13 protein-coding genes and 1 pseudogene are annotated in these 15,530 nt (G+C 58.1%); 3 read left to right on the forward strand and 11 right to left on the reverse strand.

Features of this window, described 5'->3' with window-relative positions; genetic code table 11:
• Positions 1–37: 37 nt before the first annotated feature.
• The 7 genes from ACRESJ_RS01680 to ACRESJ_RS01710 form a co-directional block, all read right to left on the reverse strand.
• Positions 38–1,366 (reverse strand): sigma-54-dependent transcriptional regulator, encoded by a 1,329-nt coding sequence (locus ACRESJ_RS01680; protein WP_431756335.1) that lies wholly within the window; start codon positions 1,364–1,366, stop codon positions 38–40.
• The gene (locus tag ACRESJ_RS01685; RefSeq protein ID WP_431756336.1) at positions 1,363–3,264 is read right to left on the reverse strand and encodes a sensor histidine kinase; all 1,902 of its coding nucleotides are present in this window, start codon (positions 3,262–3,264) and stop codon (positions 1,363–1,365) included. The genes ACRESJ_RS01680 and ACRESJ_RS01685 overlap by 4 nt, the downstream gene beginning before the upstream one ends.
• Positions 3,265–3,419: 155 nt before the next feature.
• Positions 3,420–4,154 (reverse strand): amino acid ABC transporter ATP-binding protein, encoded by a 735-nt coding sequence (locus ACRESJ_RS01690; RefSeq protein WP_431756337.1) that lies wholly within the window; start codon positions 4,152–4,154, stop codon positions 3,420–3,422.
• Complete coding sequence (locus tag ACRESJ_RS01695; protein ID WP_431756338.1) at positions 4,151–4,822, reverse strand: amino acid ABC transporter permease; 672 nt, start codon at positions 4,820–4,822, stop codon at positions 4,151–4,153. Before ACRESJ_RS01695 ends, ACRESJ_RS01690 begins: the two co-directional genes overlap by 4 nt.
• Positions 4,822–5,568 carry an amino acid ABC transporter permease gene (locus ACRESJ_RS01700; protein WP_431756339.1) on the reverse strand — a complete coding sequence of 249 codons (747 nt, stop codon included), beginning with the start codon at positions 5,566–5,568 and terminating at the stop codon, positions 4,822–4,824. Before ACRESJ_RS01700 ends, ACRESJ_RS01695 begins: the two co-directional genes overlap by 1 nt.
• Positions 5,569–5,761: 193 nt before the next feature.
• A complete protein-coding gene (locus ACRESJ_RS01705) occupies positions 5,762–6,676 on the reverse strand; it encodes a glutamate/aspartate ABC transporter substrate-binding protein (RefSeq protein WP_431756340.1) in 915 nt (304 codons plus the stop codon).
• 276 nt (positions 6,677–6,952) lie between these two features.
• Positions 6,953–8,578: a glucan biosynthesis protein D gene (locus ACRESJ_RS01710; RefSeq protein ID WP_431756341.1), complete on the reverse strand. Its 1,626-nt coding sequence runs from the start codon at positions 8,576–8,578 to the stop codon at positions 6,953–6,955.
• Between the two features lie 414 nt (positions 8,579–8,992).
• On the opposite strand from ACRESJ_RS01710, the gene ACRESJ_RS01715 reads away from it, so the two are divergent.
• On the forward strand, positions 8,993–9,178 hold the full coding sequence (locus ACRESJ_RS01715; RefSeq protein ID WP_150710014.1) for a hypothetical protein: 186 nt from the start codon (positions 8,993–8,995) through the stop codon (positions 9,176–9,178).
• Between the two features lie 10 nt (positions 9,179–9,188).
• On the opposite strand, the gene ACRESJ_RS01720 is transcribed toward ACRESJ_RS01715, so the two are convergent.
• Complete coding sequence (locus tag ACRESJ_RS01720; protein ID WP_431756342.1) at positions 9,189–9,383, reverse strand: hypothetical protein; 195 nt, start codon at positions 9,381–9,383, stop codon at positions 9,189–9,191.
• Positions 9,384–9,479: 96 nt separating this feature from the next.
• A complete protein-coding gene (locus ACRESJ_RS01725; RefSeq protein WP_431756374.1) occupies positions 9,480–9,992 on the reverse strand; it encodes a BRO-N domain-containing protein in 513 nt (170 codons plus the stop codon).
• A 438-nt stretch (positions 9,993–10,430) separates the two neighbouring features.
• Between ACRESJ_RS01725 and ACRESJ_RS01730 the strand changes: the two are divergent.
• Both ACRESJ_RS01730 and ACRESJ_RS01735 read left to right on the forward strand, forming a co-directional pair.
• Positions 10,431–11,680, forward strand: a pseudogene (locus tag ACRESJ_RS01730) (AAA family ATPase).
• A 2-nt stretch (positions 11,681–11,682) separates the two neighbouring features.
• The gene (locus ACRESJ_RS01735; RefSeq protein ID WP_431756375.1) at positions 11,683–12,309 is read left to right on the forward strand and encodes an RloB family protein; all 627 of its coding nucleotides are present in this window, start codon (positions 11,683–11,685) and stop codon (positions 12,307–12,309) included.
• Between the two features lie 48 nt (positions 12,310–12,357).
• Here ACRESJ_RS01735 and ACRESJ_RS01740 read toward each other — a convergent pair whose 3' ends face one another.
• Both ACRESJ_RS01740 and ACRESJ_RS01745 read right to left on the reverse strand, forming a co-directional pair.
• A complete protein-coding gene (locus ACRESJ_RS01740; protein ID WP_431756343.1) occupies positions 12,358–13,842 on the reverse strand; it encodes an APC family permease in 1,485 nt (494 codons plus the stop codon).
• A 220-nt stretch (positions 13,843–14,062) separates the two neighbouring features.
• Complete coding sequence (locus ACRESJ_RS01745) at positions 14,063–15,487, reverse strand: gamma-aminobutyraldehyde dehydrogenase (RefSeq protein ID WP_431756344.1); 1,425 nt, start codon at positions 15,485–15,487, stop codon at positions 14,063–14,065.
• Positions 15,488–15,530 lie beyond the last annotated feature (43 nt).

A 15,530-nucleotide genomic window follows, 5' to 3' on the forward strand; every position in this document is an offset into this window, starting at 1 on the left:
TCAAGAGATCGCAGCCTTCGGCAGCTCCTACAGCGGGTCAGTGACTCAGTCCATACTTCTTCACCTTATCGAACAAGGTGGTCTTGGCCATGCCCAGTTCCTGGCTGGCCTGGGTCAGGTTGCCACCGCTGCGTTGCAAGGCATCGCTCAACAGATTGCGTTCGAAGGCTTCCACGGCCTCGGCAAACGCCAGGCCCTGAGCGCCACCATTGGTGCCCGATTTTTTGAAGGCCGGCAGGCCCAGGGCGAAGCGCTCGGCGACGTTGCGCAATTCGCGCACGTTGCCCGGCCAATCGTGGCTCATCAGGTTCGACAGGGTCTGGTTGTCCAGTTCCGGCGCGGCACGGTCGAAACGCAGGGATGACTGCTGCAGGAAGTGTTCGAACAGTTGCAGGATATCTTCGCGGCGCTCGCGCAACGGCGGCAGTTCCAGGGTCACCACGTTGAGCCGGTAATACAGGTCGCTGCGGAATTCGCCGGCCTTGCTCGATTGGTCGAGGTCGGATTTGGTGGCCGCAATCACACGACAATCCACCGCCACGCTCTGGTTCGAACCGAGGCGTTCGAGGGTGCGCTCCTGTAATACCCGCAGCAGTTTGATCTGCAAGGGCAGAGGCATGCTTTCCACTTCGTCGAGGAACAGCGTGCCGCCGTCGGCGTGTTCGATTTTGCCGATCCGTCGTTTTCCCGCGCCGGTGAAGGCATTGGCCTCGTGGCCGAAAATTTCGCTTTCGAAGAGGTTTTCCGGCAAGCCGCCGCAGTTCAGCGCCACGAACTGTTTGGTATGGCGACGGCTGAAATCATGCAGGCAACGGGCGACCAGTTCCTTGCCGGTGCCGGTTTCACCTTCGATCAACACATTGGCCGAGGTGTCGGCGACGTTGGCGATCAACTCGCGCAGGTTCTGCATGGCTGGCGACCGGCCGATGATCCGCCCTTCTAGGGAGTCACGCTCAGCCAATTGCCGGCGCAGCGAAGAGACCTCCCGCGCCAGGCTGCGTTGTTCCAGCGCACGTCGGGCCACGTCCACCAGGCGCTCGGGGGAGAAGGGTTTCTCCATGAAGTCGTAGGCGCCTTTTTGCATGGCGCCGACGGCCATGGAAATGTCGCCGTGGCCGGTAATCAGCACCACCGGCAAGCTGCGATCACGTTCCTTGAGGCGCCCCAGCAACTCCAGCCCGTCGATGCCCGGCAGGCGGATGTCGCTGATGACGATGCCGGCAAAGTTGTCGCCGACTCGCTCCAGGGCTTCTTCGGCACTGCCCACGCCAATGCAGGGAATGTCTTCCAGGGCCAGTGCCTGCTGGCAGCCGAGCAGCACATGGGGGTCGTCTTCGACGATCAATACACTAAGGTCGTTGTTCATATTGGCTCGGCGGGAAGGGGGCTTACCAACGGTAAACTGAGGACGAAGGTGGTTCCACCACTGGCCGGGTGCTCGACACCCAAGTGCCCGCCGGTGGCGGCAGCCAGGCTCGCGGAAAGGGTCAGGCCAAGGCCCAGGCCCTGTTCGCCGGGTTTGGTAGTAAAGAAGGGTTCGAACAAATGCTTGCGCGCCTCGGCATCAATGCCATGACCGTTATCGCGCACCCGCAGGCGGTACTTGCCGTCGAATGCTTCGCCTTCAAGCCACAGTTCCGGCTGCGGTTGCGCCTGCATGGCGTCCAACGCATTGCCGATCAGGTTGACCAGTATCTGTTCCAGACGGGTCTGGTCAATCTGCACCTGCACATCGTCGAAGTGGCGGTGCAGTTGCAGGTTAGTGTTTTCCACACGACCACCGAGCAGCTGCAGTGCTGCGTCCACACCTTTGCCGAGGCAAGCCTGGCCCTTGTCGTCACCGCGTCGGGCAAAGGAACGCAGGCTGGCGGTGATGCGGCCCATGCGGTCGATCAATTCATTGATGGTCTTGAGGTTGGTGCTGGCTACGTCCAGTTGTCCGCGTTCGAGGAAGCGCACGGTATTACCGGACAAGGTGCGCAGCGCCGCCAACGGCTGGTTCAGTTCGTGGGCGATGCTGGTGGACATCTGGCCGATGGCCGCGAGTTTGCCGGCCTGTACCAGTTCGTCCTGGGCGCGGCGCAAAGTCTCTTCGGCGTGGCGCCGTTCGCGGATCTGACCCTTGAGCCGTTCGTTGCTGGCGCGCAGGTCGGTGGTGCGTTCGGTAATCCGACGCTCCAGCTGGTTGTTGGCTTCCTGCAAGGCTTCCCGGGCGGCGAGGCGGGTGGCGATCACTTTACGCCGCTCGTTCCAGGCAATCAGCAGGAAGGCCACGAGGCCAAAAACCACCGCCACCAGAATCCCCTGATTGATCGATTCGCGGCGCAGATCCTGGAGCGGCGTCAGCAGGGTGAAATTCCACGGGGTATCGTTCAACTGGCGGGTTTGCGACAGATAACTGATGTTTTCATCGTCGGACACCACTTCGCTGTTGGCGGGAAAGGTGAGTTTCTCCACGCCTTCGGACAGGGTTTCCCGGGCCAGTGGTTGCAGTTCGTTGAGCGGGAACCAGTAGTACTGAAGGCTGCGGGCGAGTTTTTCCTTGGTTTCTTCGCTCAGAGGCACCACGGACTTCAGGCGCCGCGAAGGATCGCTGGAAAGAATGATGATGCCGTTTTCGTCACTGACGAAAGCTTCCAGTCGCGCCCGTTGCCAGCGTTCCTCCATGGCTTCGAGACGAACCTTGACCACCGCGACGCCAATGATCTTGCCGTGTTCTTCCAGGCCGTGGGCCAGGTAGTAACCCGGTTCGCCGTTGGTGCTGCCGATGCCGTAGAACCTTCCTGGCTGGCCGCGCACGGCGTTTTGGAAATAAGCGCGGAAGGACAGGTCTTCACCCAGGTAACTGTCGACATCGCGCCAGTTACTGGTGGCCATGACGCGACCGGTGGTGTCCATCACATAGATAGCCCGACTGCGGCTGCGCCGGTTCAGGCCCTCAAGATATTCGTTGACCGTTTGTCGGTGTTCCGGGGTCGGGTCGGCCAGCAACTGCGAAACGCTGGTTTCCAGTTCCAGCAGGCTGGGCAGGTAGGTGTACTTGCTGATTTCGCTTTCAACCGCACGGGCGTGCAGTTCCAGCTGACGCTGGCCGTTCTCGCCCAGGTTGCGGATGCCGTAGTGTTCACTGACCCAGAAGCCGATGTAACCCAGTCCGATCATCAGGGCGATGATCAGCGGCGGCAGGAACAGATGGCGAATCAGACGGGGTTTCACGGCGAGTGATGGTTCTAGAGCGCGATCGAGAGTGGGGTCGCATTTCATCACAGATGCCTTGGGTCAACCAGCACTCGCCCGCTCCCTGTAGGAGCGAGCCTGCTCGCGAAGGTCGTCAACGATAACGCGTTCATCCTGAATGTACGCGGTGTCCTTGAGTTCTTCGCGAGCAAGCTCGCTCCTACAAGGGAGGGCGGGCGCTGTTAGTGCTGCAAAATCTTGTTGAGGAAGTGCTGCGTACGCTCGGCACGGTGGCTGATGTCGCCGAAGAACTCTTCTTTCTTGCAGTCTTCGATGATCATGCCCTTGTCCATGAAGATCACCCGGTCCGCCACCTTACGGGCGAAGCCCATTTCGTGGGTCACGCACATCATGGTCATGCCTTCGTGGGCCAGTTGCACCATCACGTCCAGCACTTCGTTGACCATTTCCGGGTCCAGCGCCGAGGTCGGTTCGTCGAACAGCATGACGATCGGGTCCATCGCCAGCGCACGGGCAATCGCCACACGCTGCTGCTGACCACCGGACAGTTGGCCCGGATGCTTGTGGGCGTGAGCCGACAGGCCAACGCGCTCCAGCAGTTGCAGGCCTTTTTTGGTGGCCTCTTCCTTGCTGCGGCCCAGCACCTTGATCTGCGCAATGGTCAGGTTTTCGGTGATGGTCAGGTGCGGGAACAGTTCGAAATGCTGGAACACCATACCCACGCGGGAGCGCAGTTTCGGCAGATTGGTTTTCGGGTCGGCGATGGAAGTGCCGTCGACCACGATGTCACCTTTCTGGAACGGCTCCAGCGCGTTGACGCATTTGATCAGGGTCGACTTGCCGGAACCGGACGGCCCGCATACCACGATCACTTCGCCTTTTTTGACCTCGGTGCTGCAATCAGTCAGTACCTGGAAGTCCCCATACCACTTGTTGATGCTTTTGATAGAGATCATACGGCGAACCTTTTTTGCAGACGCTTGACCAGCTGCGAGGCGGCAAAGCTGATGATGAAGTACACGAGCCCTGCAAAGATCAGGAACTCATTGGAGCGACCAATGATGTCGCCGCTGGCACGCGAAGCATTGAGGAAGTCCACCAGGCCGACGGCGTACACCAGCGAGGTGTCCTGGAACAGGATGATGCTCTGTTGCAGCAACAGTGGTGTCATCTTGCGGAACGCTTGCGGCAGGATGATCAGGCGCATCATCTGGCCGTAGCTCATGCCCAGCGCTTGCGCTGCACCCATCTGGCCCTTGGGAATCGACTGCACACCGGCGCGGACGATTTCGCAGAAGTACGCCGCTTCGAACATCATGAAGGCCACGATGCACGAGGTGAACGCGCCGATCGGGGTGTCTTCGCCGGTGATCCAGCGCAGCACGAACGGCACCGCCAGGTAGAACCATGTGATCACCAGCAGCAACGGGATCGAACGGAAATAGTTAACGTAGGCGCCGGCCAGATTCGACAGCAGTTTGTTGTGCGACAGACGGCACAGCGCCAGGATGGTGCCGAGGATGATGCCGCCGATCACGCCCATGGCCATCAGCTTGAGGGTCATGATCATGCCGTTCCACAGGCCGGGAATGGCCGGGACGATGCCCGAGAAATCGAATTCCATCATTTACCCCCAACGGAGATCAGGCCCGGTACGGCAACTTTCTTCTCGACCAGACGCATCAGCAACATCAGGCTCATGTTCAGTGTGAAGTAGATCAGCGTGGCCAGGGTGAAGGCTTCGAACAGGTTGGCGGAGAACTCGGCGGTCTGTTTGGTCTGCGCGAGCAATTCCATCAAGCCGATCAGCGAGGCCACCGAAGTGTTCTTGAAGACGTTCAAGAATTCGGAGGTGAGCGGCGGAATGATGATCCGGTAGGCCTGGGGCAGCAGCACGTTCCAGTAGATCTGCGGCAGGTTGAAACCCATGGCGCGAGCCGCGGATTCCTGGCCTTTGGGCAGCGCCTGGATGCCGGTACGCACTTGTTCGCAAACACGGGCGGCGGTGAACAGGCCCAGGCACACGACGACGCTGAGGAAGGCCGAGGTGGTCGGGTTCAGGTCCTGCTTGTACCACTCCTGCAGGTCGGGCGGCAGCAGGTCAGGTACCAGGAAGTACCAGATGAACAGCTGAACCAGCAGCGGCACGTTACGGAAGAGTTCGACGTAGCAGGTGGCGATGCCCGATACGATGCGGTTCGGCACGGTACGCATGACGCCCAGGACCGAGCCCAGTGTCAGGGCGATGATCCAGGCCACGATGGCGATGCCAATGGTCCAGCCCAGACCGGAAATGAACCAGTCGATATACGTCTCGCTGCCCACGCCGGTGGACTTGAAGAACACACCCCAGTCCCAGTTGTAATTCATTAGGGTCTCCCCTCAGATCGATCGATGTACAAGTACCCGCTTGGGGGAAGCTCCGTTCCCGCCCGATCTTGACGATCAGGCACACGCTAACGGCTCGACAGCCACCGGTTCGAGTGTTTCCAAAAATGCCAGCAGGGAGTGACAACCTCCTGAAAGGGCAACGGCCCCTTCAGGAGATAAGGTTAGTCAGAAATCAGGATTTCTTGTCGTCAGCCGCTTTATCGGTCGGCGTGGCGATCAGGGCCTTGAGCTCGTTGCTCATCGGGAATTCCAGGTTCACGCCTTTAGGCGGTACAGGCTGCTGGAACCACTTGTCGTAGATCTTGTTGATCTCGCCCGATGCGTAGGTGGCCTTGATGGCATCATCCACGACCTTTTTGAACGGCTCGTCGCCTTTGCGCACCATGCAGCCGTAGATTTCGTACGACTGTGGAGTGCCGGTTACAGCCCAGTCAGCCGGCTTCTTGGCCTTGGCCATTTCGCCAGCCAGCAGTACGTCGTCCATCATGAATGCCACGGCGCGGCCGCTTTCCAGCATCTGGAAGGATTCGCCGTGGTCTTTGGCGGAGATGACGTTCATGCCCATCTGCTTGTCGGCGTTCATCGCCTTGAGGATGCGCTCGGACGTGGTGCCGGCGGTGGTCACGACGTTCTTGCCTTTCAGATCGTCGAAATCCTTGTACGCCGAGTCTTTCTTGGCCAGCAAGCGGGTGCCGACTTCGAAGATGCCAACGGAGAAGTCAACTTGTTGCTGACGCTCGACGTTGTTGGTGGTGGATCCGCACTCAAGGTCGACGGTACCGTTCTGCACCAGCGGGATACGAGTTTGCGAGGTCACCAGGTTGTACTTGACCTGCAGATTCGGCAGATCCAGTTCTTTTTTCAGGGCGTCGACGACTTTCATCTGAAGGTCGTGGGAGTAGCCGACCGGTTTGCCGGACGCGTCCACGATATAGGAGAAAGGAATGGAAGCGTCGCGATGTCCGAGGGTGATAGTGCCGGACTCTTTGATCTTCTTCAGGGTGCCGGTGAGTTCGGCGGCGAAAACTGGAGTGCTGATCAGAGCGGCAGCAATGGCTGCGCCCAGGATATGGGGAACGATGCGCATCAAATTTTCCTCGACATTGTTTTTTTTATGGAGCCAGTTCACCGGCCCTTTTGAGCACTGAATGCCTGACGGCTCCTGAAGTGTTGGCGCAACAGGCATTCGTCGAAGAAGTGTAGAGCATGACTCGTGCCAGACCAGTCGCGACTGGTCAACTGGTTGATTTATAAGGGGATTAAATATTTATGGCGACTTTTTAAGCGCTGGGGAGTCCGGTTATCCGAACCGACCGACAGGTCGCGTTCGGAAAACCGAATGGTGGCGGGGTGCTACCGATTATCAGGTGTATTTGCGCTTGTCCGGCGCTGGCGGGAAATACTGGTACAACCAGGTTTCACTCAGTGTGCGGTCGTTGGTGCGGATGAACAGGCGCAGTTCGACCGGGTCGACGCTGTCATTGGTCGGGTACCAGTCGAACAGGATGCGAAAGCCCTTGATGTCATCGAGCACCAGCACGCTGAAATCCTTGACCTCGCCATTCGAGCAGGTGACCACGGGCTCGATGCCGGCGCCTGCGGGCAAGCGGTCCAGGCCGCCGCCGGTGAAGTCCACGGCAAAACGGCGGGCCCAGACTGGCGGGTAATGCTCGCCGGGCGCCCAACCTTCGGTGAAGCCGCCCATCCCCGAACGGGTCGCATGGACTCGCGCCAGCGGCGTACCGACCGGCGGCAATGCGCTCCAGTAGAGTTTGTAGCCGTAGTTCAGCGAGTCGCCGGCAGCCACGGGTTTCTTCGGCGTCCAGAAGGCGACGATGTTGTCCATGGTCTCGCCGGTGGTCGGGATTTCCAGCAGGTCCACCGAGCCTTCGCCCCAGGCAGTCGTTGGTTCAACCCACAGGCTTGGGCGTCGGCTGTACCAGTCGACGGTGTCCTGATAGCTGGTGAACTCGTGATCGGTCTGCACAAGACCAAACCCTTTCGGGTCGGTGTCGGCGAAGGCGTTGAATTGCAGGGTCGCTGGATTGTTCAGTGGGCGGCAGATCCATTCGCCGTTGCCGCGCCACATCGCCAGACGATCGGAGTCGTGGATCTGCGGGTGAATGGTGTCGCACATCCGGCGTTCGTGGGTGCCGCAGCTGAACATGCTGGTCATCGGCGCGATGCCCAGTTGATCGATGGCAGTACGGGCGTTGACGTGGGCGTCGACTTCCATCACCACGCGTTCGGCCTGGCAATCGATGTCGAAACGATACGCACCAGTCGCGCTCGGTGAATCGAGCAGGGCGTAGACCACGAAGCGGGTGCTGTCCTTGTCCGGGGTTTCGAACCAGAACTTGGTGAAGTCGGGGAATTCTTCGCGTTTCTTGGCGTATGTGTCGATGGCCAGGCCGCGCGCCGACAGGCCATATTGGCCAGTGGCATCCACCGCGCGGAAGTAGCTGGCGCCGAGGAACGACACCACGTCGTGCTTATCCAGCTCCGGCGCCTTGAACAGCTTGAAGCCGGAAAACCCCAGGTCGCCGGTCAGCTGCTTGGTCTCGACCGTGGTTTTTTCGTAGTTGAACAGTTCCGGATGGAAGTGCACTTCGCGGGCCATGCGGGTCTTGGGATCGACGCTGTACATGCGTACCGGCTGCTTGAACCCCATGCCGACGTGGAAGAATTGCACGTCCAGCTGGCCCTTGTTGTCTTTCCACAGCGAATGGTCGGCGTCGTAGCGGATCGCATTGAAATTCTGCGGAGTCATGGTCGCAAGCGTCGGCGGCAACACTTGCTTGGTGTCCTGATAACGGTTGCTGGCGAGCTGCTTGGCCTGAATTCTCAGGGCATCGAAATCGAAGGCCTTGGCCTCGCCATCAGCGGTCCCAGTGGCTGCCCAAGCGCGGGAGGCGAGCAGGCCGGTGGCGGACAAACCGGTGTAGGCAGCGATGGCCATGGAGGCTTTGAGCAAATTCCTGCGGTGCATAAGAACAACCTGTCTTGAACAATCCCGCGCCGTTCCTGGCGCGTGCTGGATCAGAAAAATCGGTTCGGACGAGCCTTCGGCCAAACGCCATGGACTTTAAGCAGATGCCAAATAGCTTAAACCGTTCGATTGCAGAGCAAAATTGGTTGATGGCACGGCGCTAGTGCGGGAATGAAACAAGACGTGTCGCGGAAATATTTCCGACAGCCTTTTCTGATTTATAGGGCATTTCTGCTTTTTTCGACTAATTACTCTAAAAACCACTTTTCAGCGCCGAGAATATTTCTATTCTGTGCCCATGACCGGTTAATGCCCTTCGGGCCGGTGCGGTTCAGCTGGCACAAAGCACTGCTGAAAAGGTTTAGGGCGATGCGGTTTCTGAAGTTTTCTTTGACGTAGAGAAGGACATCGTCCATGTCGAAAGTACAAGGCATCACCGAAATGTTGGGAATCTTTCCGTGCCTGGGCCTCGGACGGCGAAGGCGCCGGCTGAACAGCGAGGAATTGAAGCTGGTGGAGCGCTATCGGGAGTTGTCGGAAAGCGACCGGATTGCCATGCGGTATCTGGTGGATGCGATGAGGAGTGTTTCGCGGTTTTGAGTCGACCTGATTACCGTGAGAGCCATTTGGCTTTCACGGTTTCCAGGCAGGTCAACTTGCCTGCATCGGCGTCGACAATGCCGGCGTTGATTGCGGATAGGTAGGCCAGTTGCTCAAGGGTTTGTTGGAGGTGGTTTTCTGCATAGGCGCAGTTACTTGGGATCGTTTCCATGACGATGAGGTTGCTTGAGCTGTGATTGTTCATGGTTGGGAAATAATCGTTCGGAAGGAGGTAAAAAGGGAGCACTCAAACTGAAAGGGCGGGCTTCGCAGTCCGCCCTTTTACTTCAGAAAATTTTTCTTAACGACACGTGCCACTGATGGGGAGCGGATGTTGTGTTTGCATCAACTCGGGCATGTCTCGCCATTTGATCCACGCGTGATGCTGGTAATGCAGCAAAGGCACAGATACTCCGGCCCAATGCAACGCGCTAAGGCTCGGCAGGCTTCCCGGTGTCGTTGTCTGCATATTGCGCAGCATCGGAACAACCTCATGGCTCAGCCATTGCCGCAGGTTGCGGTTCTCAGGGATGAAGTGATGAACCAGCAAGGCATACATCCCTGATTCGCTGACCATCAATGATTCCTGGATTTTGCCGTCCTTGAGCAAACAGACGCTGCGACGCTGGTCAGAATCAAGTTTTTGTACAAGGCGTTCGTTGAGTGATTTGCCCATCAAACGACCCAGATCCTGAACGCAGAACCAGGCTTGATGGTCTTGCATGAAGGTGTGGAGGAAGCGGTTGTGGCGGGTAAAAACGGTAGGGGTAAAAGAGGAATGGCCTTCTTGTGGATCTGACGTGCGCTTATGCATTTTCCGACTCCATGTTGAAAAGAGAGTCGCCACGAATCCTTCGACAAATTGGGGTGGCGAACCGTGTGGCGTTCGAAGTCGGAACATTCTCGATCAACATGGAAGCCGAGAGGCCCGCGCCACACGGCCCGCCATAACGTGAAACTGGAAGGCAAAAAAATGCCCCAGTTCGTATGGGGGCGCGGCTGCGCCATGTTGATATTTTCCGACTTCGACACCGGATCGCTAATTGGGTAGCGACGGGGCAAAGCCTATCGGTCAGGCGCTCGCGGCGCCAAGTCTACTCTTTGGACGCGTGATGTAGGAACCGGGTGTTTTTCAGGAAGGGCATGTCTGTAGGAAATTACTGTTTTTGCATTGCTCGCAGAGGAACTGCGCCTGAGGCGTATTTTTTCCGTTATTTATTCGACCTCAGTGAACGAACTGCAGGTTTTCTCCATGTTGATCGAATTCTCCGTTTCTAATTACCGCTCCTTCCGGGGCAGGCAAACCTTGTCCATGGCGGCAACGCCTCGCCTGAGCAAAGGGCGTAACACGTTCAAACCCTCCTGCTCGGAAAAACTCCCTGACCTGCTGAAGGTCGCCGCCATTTACGGGCCAAACGCATCCGGAAAATCTTCGTTGGTCCGGGCGATGGGTATCGTCGGACGTTTGCTTCTGACGTCATCCAACCCGAGTGATGAGCTGCTATCGGTTTCGCCTTTCCGCTTTGATCACCAATTAAAAGATGCTCCCAGCTTTTTTGAATACAACTTTATTCAAGGAGGGCTGCGCTATCGGTTTGTGCTTGCTTTGACTGGCCAGCGAATCGTCAAGGAACAGCTGACCTCATATCCCAGAGGGCGGGAAACCCTTCTGTATGACCGGCAATTCGATGCCGATGGTGAGCGCTATATTTTTGGCAAAACCCTTGAGGGTGGTAAGGACGTGCATAGCGCGTGGCGGCGTTTGACGAGTCCGAAAATGCTCTTTCTCTCGCAAGCCGTGACAAACAGCAGTGAAGAGCTGACTCAGTTGCGGGTGCCGTACAGCTGGTTCCAAACCGGTCTACTCATGGTCGAACAAAACAGCATGGTGGAGCTGTCGGCGGCCTCGATCCGGTTTCTCCAGATGGTATCGAGTCATACGAACAACCTTCGCGATTTTCTGCAGGCATTGGACATTCCCGTCTCTGCCATTGAGCTCAATTCAGACGATCTCGATTCAGAATCGAACAATAGAAAACCACCCTCAAGGATCTCTTTGCAGCAGCTCAAAAGAACAAAGTGACCCTGACGCATTCCAGCCATCTGGGCGAAGCGCAATTCGATCTTTCAGAAGAGTCGAGCGGCACAAAGAACCTGATCGGCTTTTGGCTGCCCTGGTTCATGATGAATCAATCCGGGGGTAGCGGAGTGCTCTGTGTCGATGAACTCGACAGCAGTCTTCATCCAGACATCGTCGCTGACTTGATCAGCAAGCATCTGGACAGTGGCCTCGACACCCAGCTGATTTTCACAACTCACGACACTCACCTGATGAGCGAGAAAATTCTGCGAAGGGATCAGTTCTGGATTACTGAACGTGACGTCAACTGTGCAACTTGCCTGTTTTCTGTTCATGATTTTGAGGGACGCGAGAGCGAGGAGGTCGAGAAACGCTACTTTGAAGGCCGATATCGCGGATTACCGCTGATAAGGCAGGGATGAGTATGGCGCACCCGAGAAAGTCATTTGATCGCAAGGCTTCGCGGTTCAAGCCCCAACCCAGAGTGCTGGTGCTTTGCGAAGACAGCAAATCCGGGAAGCGATATCTGGAGGATGCTGCGTTTCATTTTCGGGCCAAGGCTCAGGTCGAAATTGTTCACTGTGGCGTCACACACCCTATTGGCATTGTTGAGCGAGCAATCATTCGGCAGAAACGCTACGACAAAGTGTTTTGTGTTCTGGATCGCGATACACATCTTTGCTTTCAGCGCGCACTGAATGTTGCGCAACCCCATTCAAAGATCAAAGTCATTGCCTCGTACCCCTGCTTTGAGTTTTGGCTTCTGCTGCACTTCGGCTTTAACCGAAAACCATTCCGAGCTGTCGGAAAGCATTCGCCGGGCGATCTGGTGAGTAAAAGTTTGCGAGAAAAGCCCAACATGGAACAGTACGAGAAGGGCAGCGGCATCAGCTATTTTGCCCAACTCCTGGGAGCACCTTTTCAATCAGCAAGATCCCTGGCCCCCAAAATCCTTGAAGACGTTGCCATCAGCGGCGAACCCAACCCCAGCACCGAAATCCATTTGCTGATTGATGAATTCGAAGCTCTCTCCAAGCCACAGCCCAACTAACGTCATAACACGCTGCCCGCATCGCTGCGGGCAGCGTGTTCGGTATCGTTACCGACTAACCTTCCAAGCATCCCCCGCAGGCGCCTTGCCGTGGTCATACGGCTTGGCGATCCACATGTAGAGCAGCCCCAAACCAATCACGATGGCGGTGCTCAGGACCATGGCGTAGTTGATGTACCACGCCGCATCCGGAGTACGGGGCCAGGCCATGTTGATGATGGCGCTGATGCCGTAGGCCAGGGCGCCGATGTTGACCAGCCAGCCCCAGGCGCCGAGGGTGAATTTGCCGCTGGGTTTCCAGCCTTTCATGCGCGCGTAGAGAGCGCCCAGGACGATCATCTGGAAGGCCAGGTAGATGCCGATCGCGGCGAAGCTGACGATGGTGGCCACGGCATCCTGCAGGAAGAAGCCGAGGATGATGATCAAGGCTGGCAGGACACCGGAGACGAACAGCGCGGCAACCGGTACCTGGGTTGTAGGAGAGATCTTTTTCAGCAGTCGGCTGCCGATGACCATTTCGTCCCGAGCGTAGGAATACAGCAGACGACTTGCCGCTGCTTGCAGGCTGATGACGCAGGAGATGAAGGAGATCATCACTACGCCCATCACCATTTTCGAGCCCACCGGGCCGAAGGCGTTGTTGAGGATGGTGCCGACCGGGTCCTTGTCGGTGCCGTTGATGACCGCTTGCATGTCCGGCACGGCGAGGATCAAGGCCAGGCACGCGAACATCGCCGCGATGCCACCGATGTAGATGGTCATGCGCATGGCCACAGGGATCTTCTTGCTCGGGTTCGGGGTTTCTTCGGCCACGTCGCCGCAGGCCTCGAAGCCGTAGTACAGGAACATCCCGGCCAACGAGGCCGTCAGGAAGGCCGGCAGGTACGAGCCATCGACGCTGATGTCGAAGGTGTTGAACAACACGCTGATCGACTGATGGCGCTCGAAGACCAGCAGGTAAACGCCGACGATCACCGCGCCGATCAGTTCGCAGAGAAAACCAAACATGGCGATGCGCGCCAGCACCTTGGTGCCGCTGAGGTTGACCAGGGTGGCGAACAGCGTCAGCACCAGGGCGATGATGATGTTGGTGTTGTTACTGGGTTCAAAACCCATCATCGCTGCAAGGTAAGGACCGGCACCGACCGCAACGGCGGCGATGGTGACGCACAGGGCGATGGAGTAGATCCAGCCGACCATCCACGCCCAGCGTTTGCCCACCAAGCGGCGAGCCCACGGGTACACGCCGCCGGAGATCGGGAATTGCGAAACCACTTCACCGAAGATCAGGCACACCAGCAACTGACCGCAACCGACCAGCAAATAGGCCCAGAACATCGGCGGCCCACCGGCGGCGAGACACAGGCCGAAGAGGGTATAAACCCCTACGACTGGCGACAGATACGTGAAGCCCAGGGCGAAGTTTTCCCACAGGCTCATGCTGCGATTGAAGTTGGAGGTGTAACCCAGTTGACGCAGCTGCTCGGCATCGCTGTCGGCAATGGCTGCAGAGAGATCGGGTGATGCACTCATGTGTGTTTCTCCGGAAAATCGGCAGATTTCGGATGTCCGAAGCCGTGGCGGGGCTTTGAGGGCGCCGCCAGGAACGGTGGTTATTGTTTTTGTTGGTTTTGAAACCTGGTGGTGCTTGCTGCCGGTTTCGGCCTTGAAACCGTGGTGACGCCATCGCTGGCAAGCCAGCTCCCACAGGTTCGGTGTGATCCCTGTGGGAGCTGGCTTGCCAGCGATGCTTTTAGTGCTTGAACATCACATGCCGCACAACGGTGTAATCCTCCAACCCATACATCGACATGTCCTTCCCGTACCCGGACAGTTTCTGACCGCCATGGGGCATTTCACTGACCAGCATGAAGTGGGTGTTCACCCAGGTGCAGCCGTACTGCAAACGGGCCGACATGCGATGGGCGCGGCCGACATCGGCAGTCCATACAGACGACGCCAGGCCGTAGTCCGAGTCGTTGGCCCAGCCCAGCACCTGCCCTTCATCGCTGAATTTGGTCACCGACACCACCGGCCCAAACACTTCGCGGCGCACGATCTCGTCGTCCTGCTGCGCGTCAGCCAACACCGTGGGTTCGAAGAAGAAACCGTTACCGTCCACAGCCTTGCCACCCGTGATCAGGCGGATGTGCGGCTGGGCCACGGCGCGTTCGACAAACCCGGCCACACGGTCACGGTGTTGTGCGGTGATCAGCGGGCCGAGTTCGGTGGACGGATCATCCTGCACGCCGTATTTGATGCTGCTGACGGCGGCGCCGAGTTTCTCGACGAACTTTTCGTAGATACCTTCCTGCGCATAGATGCGGCAGGCGGCGGTGCAATCCTGGCCAGCGTTGTAGAAACCGAAGGTGCGAATGCCTTCGACGGCGGCATCGATGTCGGCGTCATCGAAGATGATCACCGGCGCCTTGCCACCCAGCTCCATGTGCATCCGTTTAACGGTGTCGGCGGTGCTGGAAATGATGTTCGAACCGGTCGCGATAGAACCTGTCAGCGAGACCATGCGTACTTTCGGGTGCGTGACCAATGGGCTGCCGACCGTAGGCCCACGGCCGAATACCAGATTGAGCACACCAGCCGGGAAGATTTCCGACGCCAGTTGTGCCAGGCGAAGTGCCGTCAGCGGGGTTTGCTCCGATGGCTTGAGTACCACGGTATTACCGGCGGCGAGGGCCGGGGCGATTTTCCAGGCGACCATCATCAGCGGGTAGTTCCACGGCGCGATGGAAGCGATCACGCCCACCGGATCACGGCGAATCATCGAGGTGTGGCCGGGCAGGTACTCGCCACCGGCCGAGCCGCTCATGCAACGGCTGGCACCGGCGAAGAAACGGAACACGTCGGCAATCGCCGGGATCTCGTCGTTCAGCGCGGCGCTGTAGGGCTTGCCGCAGTTGTCCGACTCCAGCTTGGCCAGCTCTTCGCCGTGGGCTTCGATGGCGTCGGCGAGTTTGAGCAGCAGCAGTGAACGCTCTTTGGGCGGGGTCTGCGACCAGCTGTCGAACGCGGCATCGGCAGCGCGCACGGCAGCATCAACCTGGTCTTCGCTGGCTTCGTTGATTTCCACCAGCACGCGGCCCAGCGCCGGGTTGAACACCGGTTGGGCAGGGCCTTCGCCGTCGAGCAGTTGGCCGTTGATCAGGAGTTGGGTTTGCATGGATTGGTCCTCATTAACGCTTTTATTGTTCTGTAGAAACCGG

The sequence above is a fragment of the Pseudomonas sp. genome (genome assembly GCF_050739655.1).
Classification (GTDB): Bacteria; Pseudomonadota; Gammaproteobacteria; order Pseudomonadales; family Pseudomonadaceae; genus Aquipseudomonas.

Coding starts and splice junctions, on each gene's coding strand:
- ACRESJ_RS01715 (WP_150710014.1), top strand. CDS start 8,993: ATGTCGAAAGTACAAGGCATCACCGAAATGTTGGGAATCTTTCCGTGC.
- ACRESJ_RS01680 (WP_431756335.1), bottom strand. CDS start 1,366: ATGAACAACGACCTTAGTGTATTGATCGTCGAAGACGACCCCCATGTG.
- ACRESJ_RS01725 (WP_431756374.1), bottom strand. CDS start 9,992: ATGCATAAGCGCACGTCAGATCCACAAGAAGGCCATTCCTCTTTTACC.
- ACRESJ_RS01740 (WP_431756343.1), bottom strand. CDS start 13,842: ATGAGTGCATCACCCGATCTCTCTGCAGCCATTGCCGACAGCGATGCC.
- ACRESJ_RS01720 (WP_431756342.1), bottom strand. CDS start 9,383: ATGAACAATCACAGCTCAAGCAACCTCATCGTCATGGAAACGATCCCA.
- ACRESJ_RS01710 (WP_431756341.1), bottom strand. CDS start 8,578: ATGCACCGCAGGAATTTGCTCAAAGCCTCCATGGCCATCGCTGCCTAC.
- ACRESJ_RS01685 (WP_431756336.1), bottom strand. CDS start 3,264: ATGAAATGCGACCCCACTCTCGATCGCGCTCTAGAACCATCACTCGCC.
- ACRESJ_RS01745 (WP_431756344.1), bottom strand. CDS start 15,487: ATGCAAACCCAACTCCTGATCAACGGCCAACTGCTCGACGGCGAAGGC.
- ACRESJ_RS01705 (WP_431756340.1), bottom strand. CDS start 6,676: ATGCGCATCGTTCCCCATATCCTGGGCGCAGCCATTGCTGCCGCTCTG.
- ACRESJ_RS01690 (WP_431756337.1), bottom strand. CDS start 4,154: ATGATCTCTATCAAAAGCATCAACAAGTGGTATGGGGACTTCCAGGTA.
- ACRESJ_RS01700 (WP_431756339.1), bottom strand. CDS start 5,568: ATGAATTACAACTGGGACTGGGGTGTGTTCTTCAAGTCCACCGGCGTG.
- ACRESJ_RS01695 (WP_431756338.1), bottom strand. CDS start 4,822: ATGGAATTCGATTTCTCGGGCATCGTCCCGGCCATTCCCGGCCTGTGG.
- ACRESJ_RS01735 (WP_431756375.1), top strand. CDS start 11,683: ATGGCGCACCCGAGAAAGTCATTTGATCGCAAGGCTTCGCGGTTCAAG.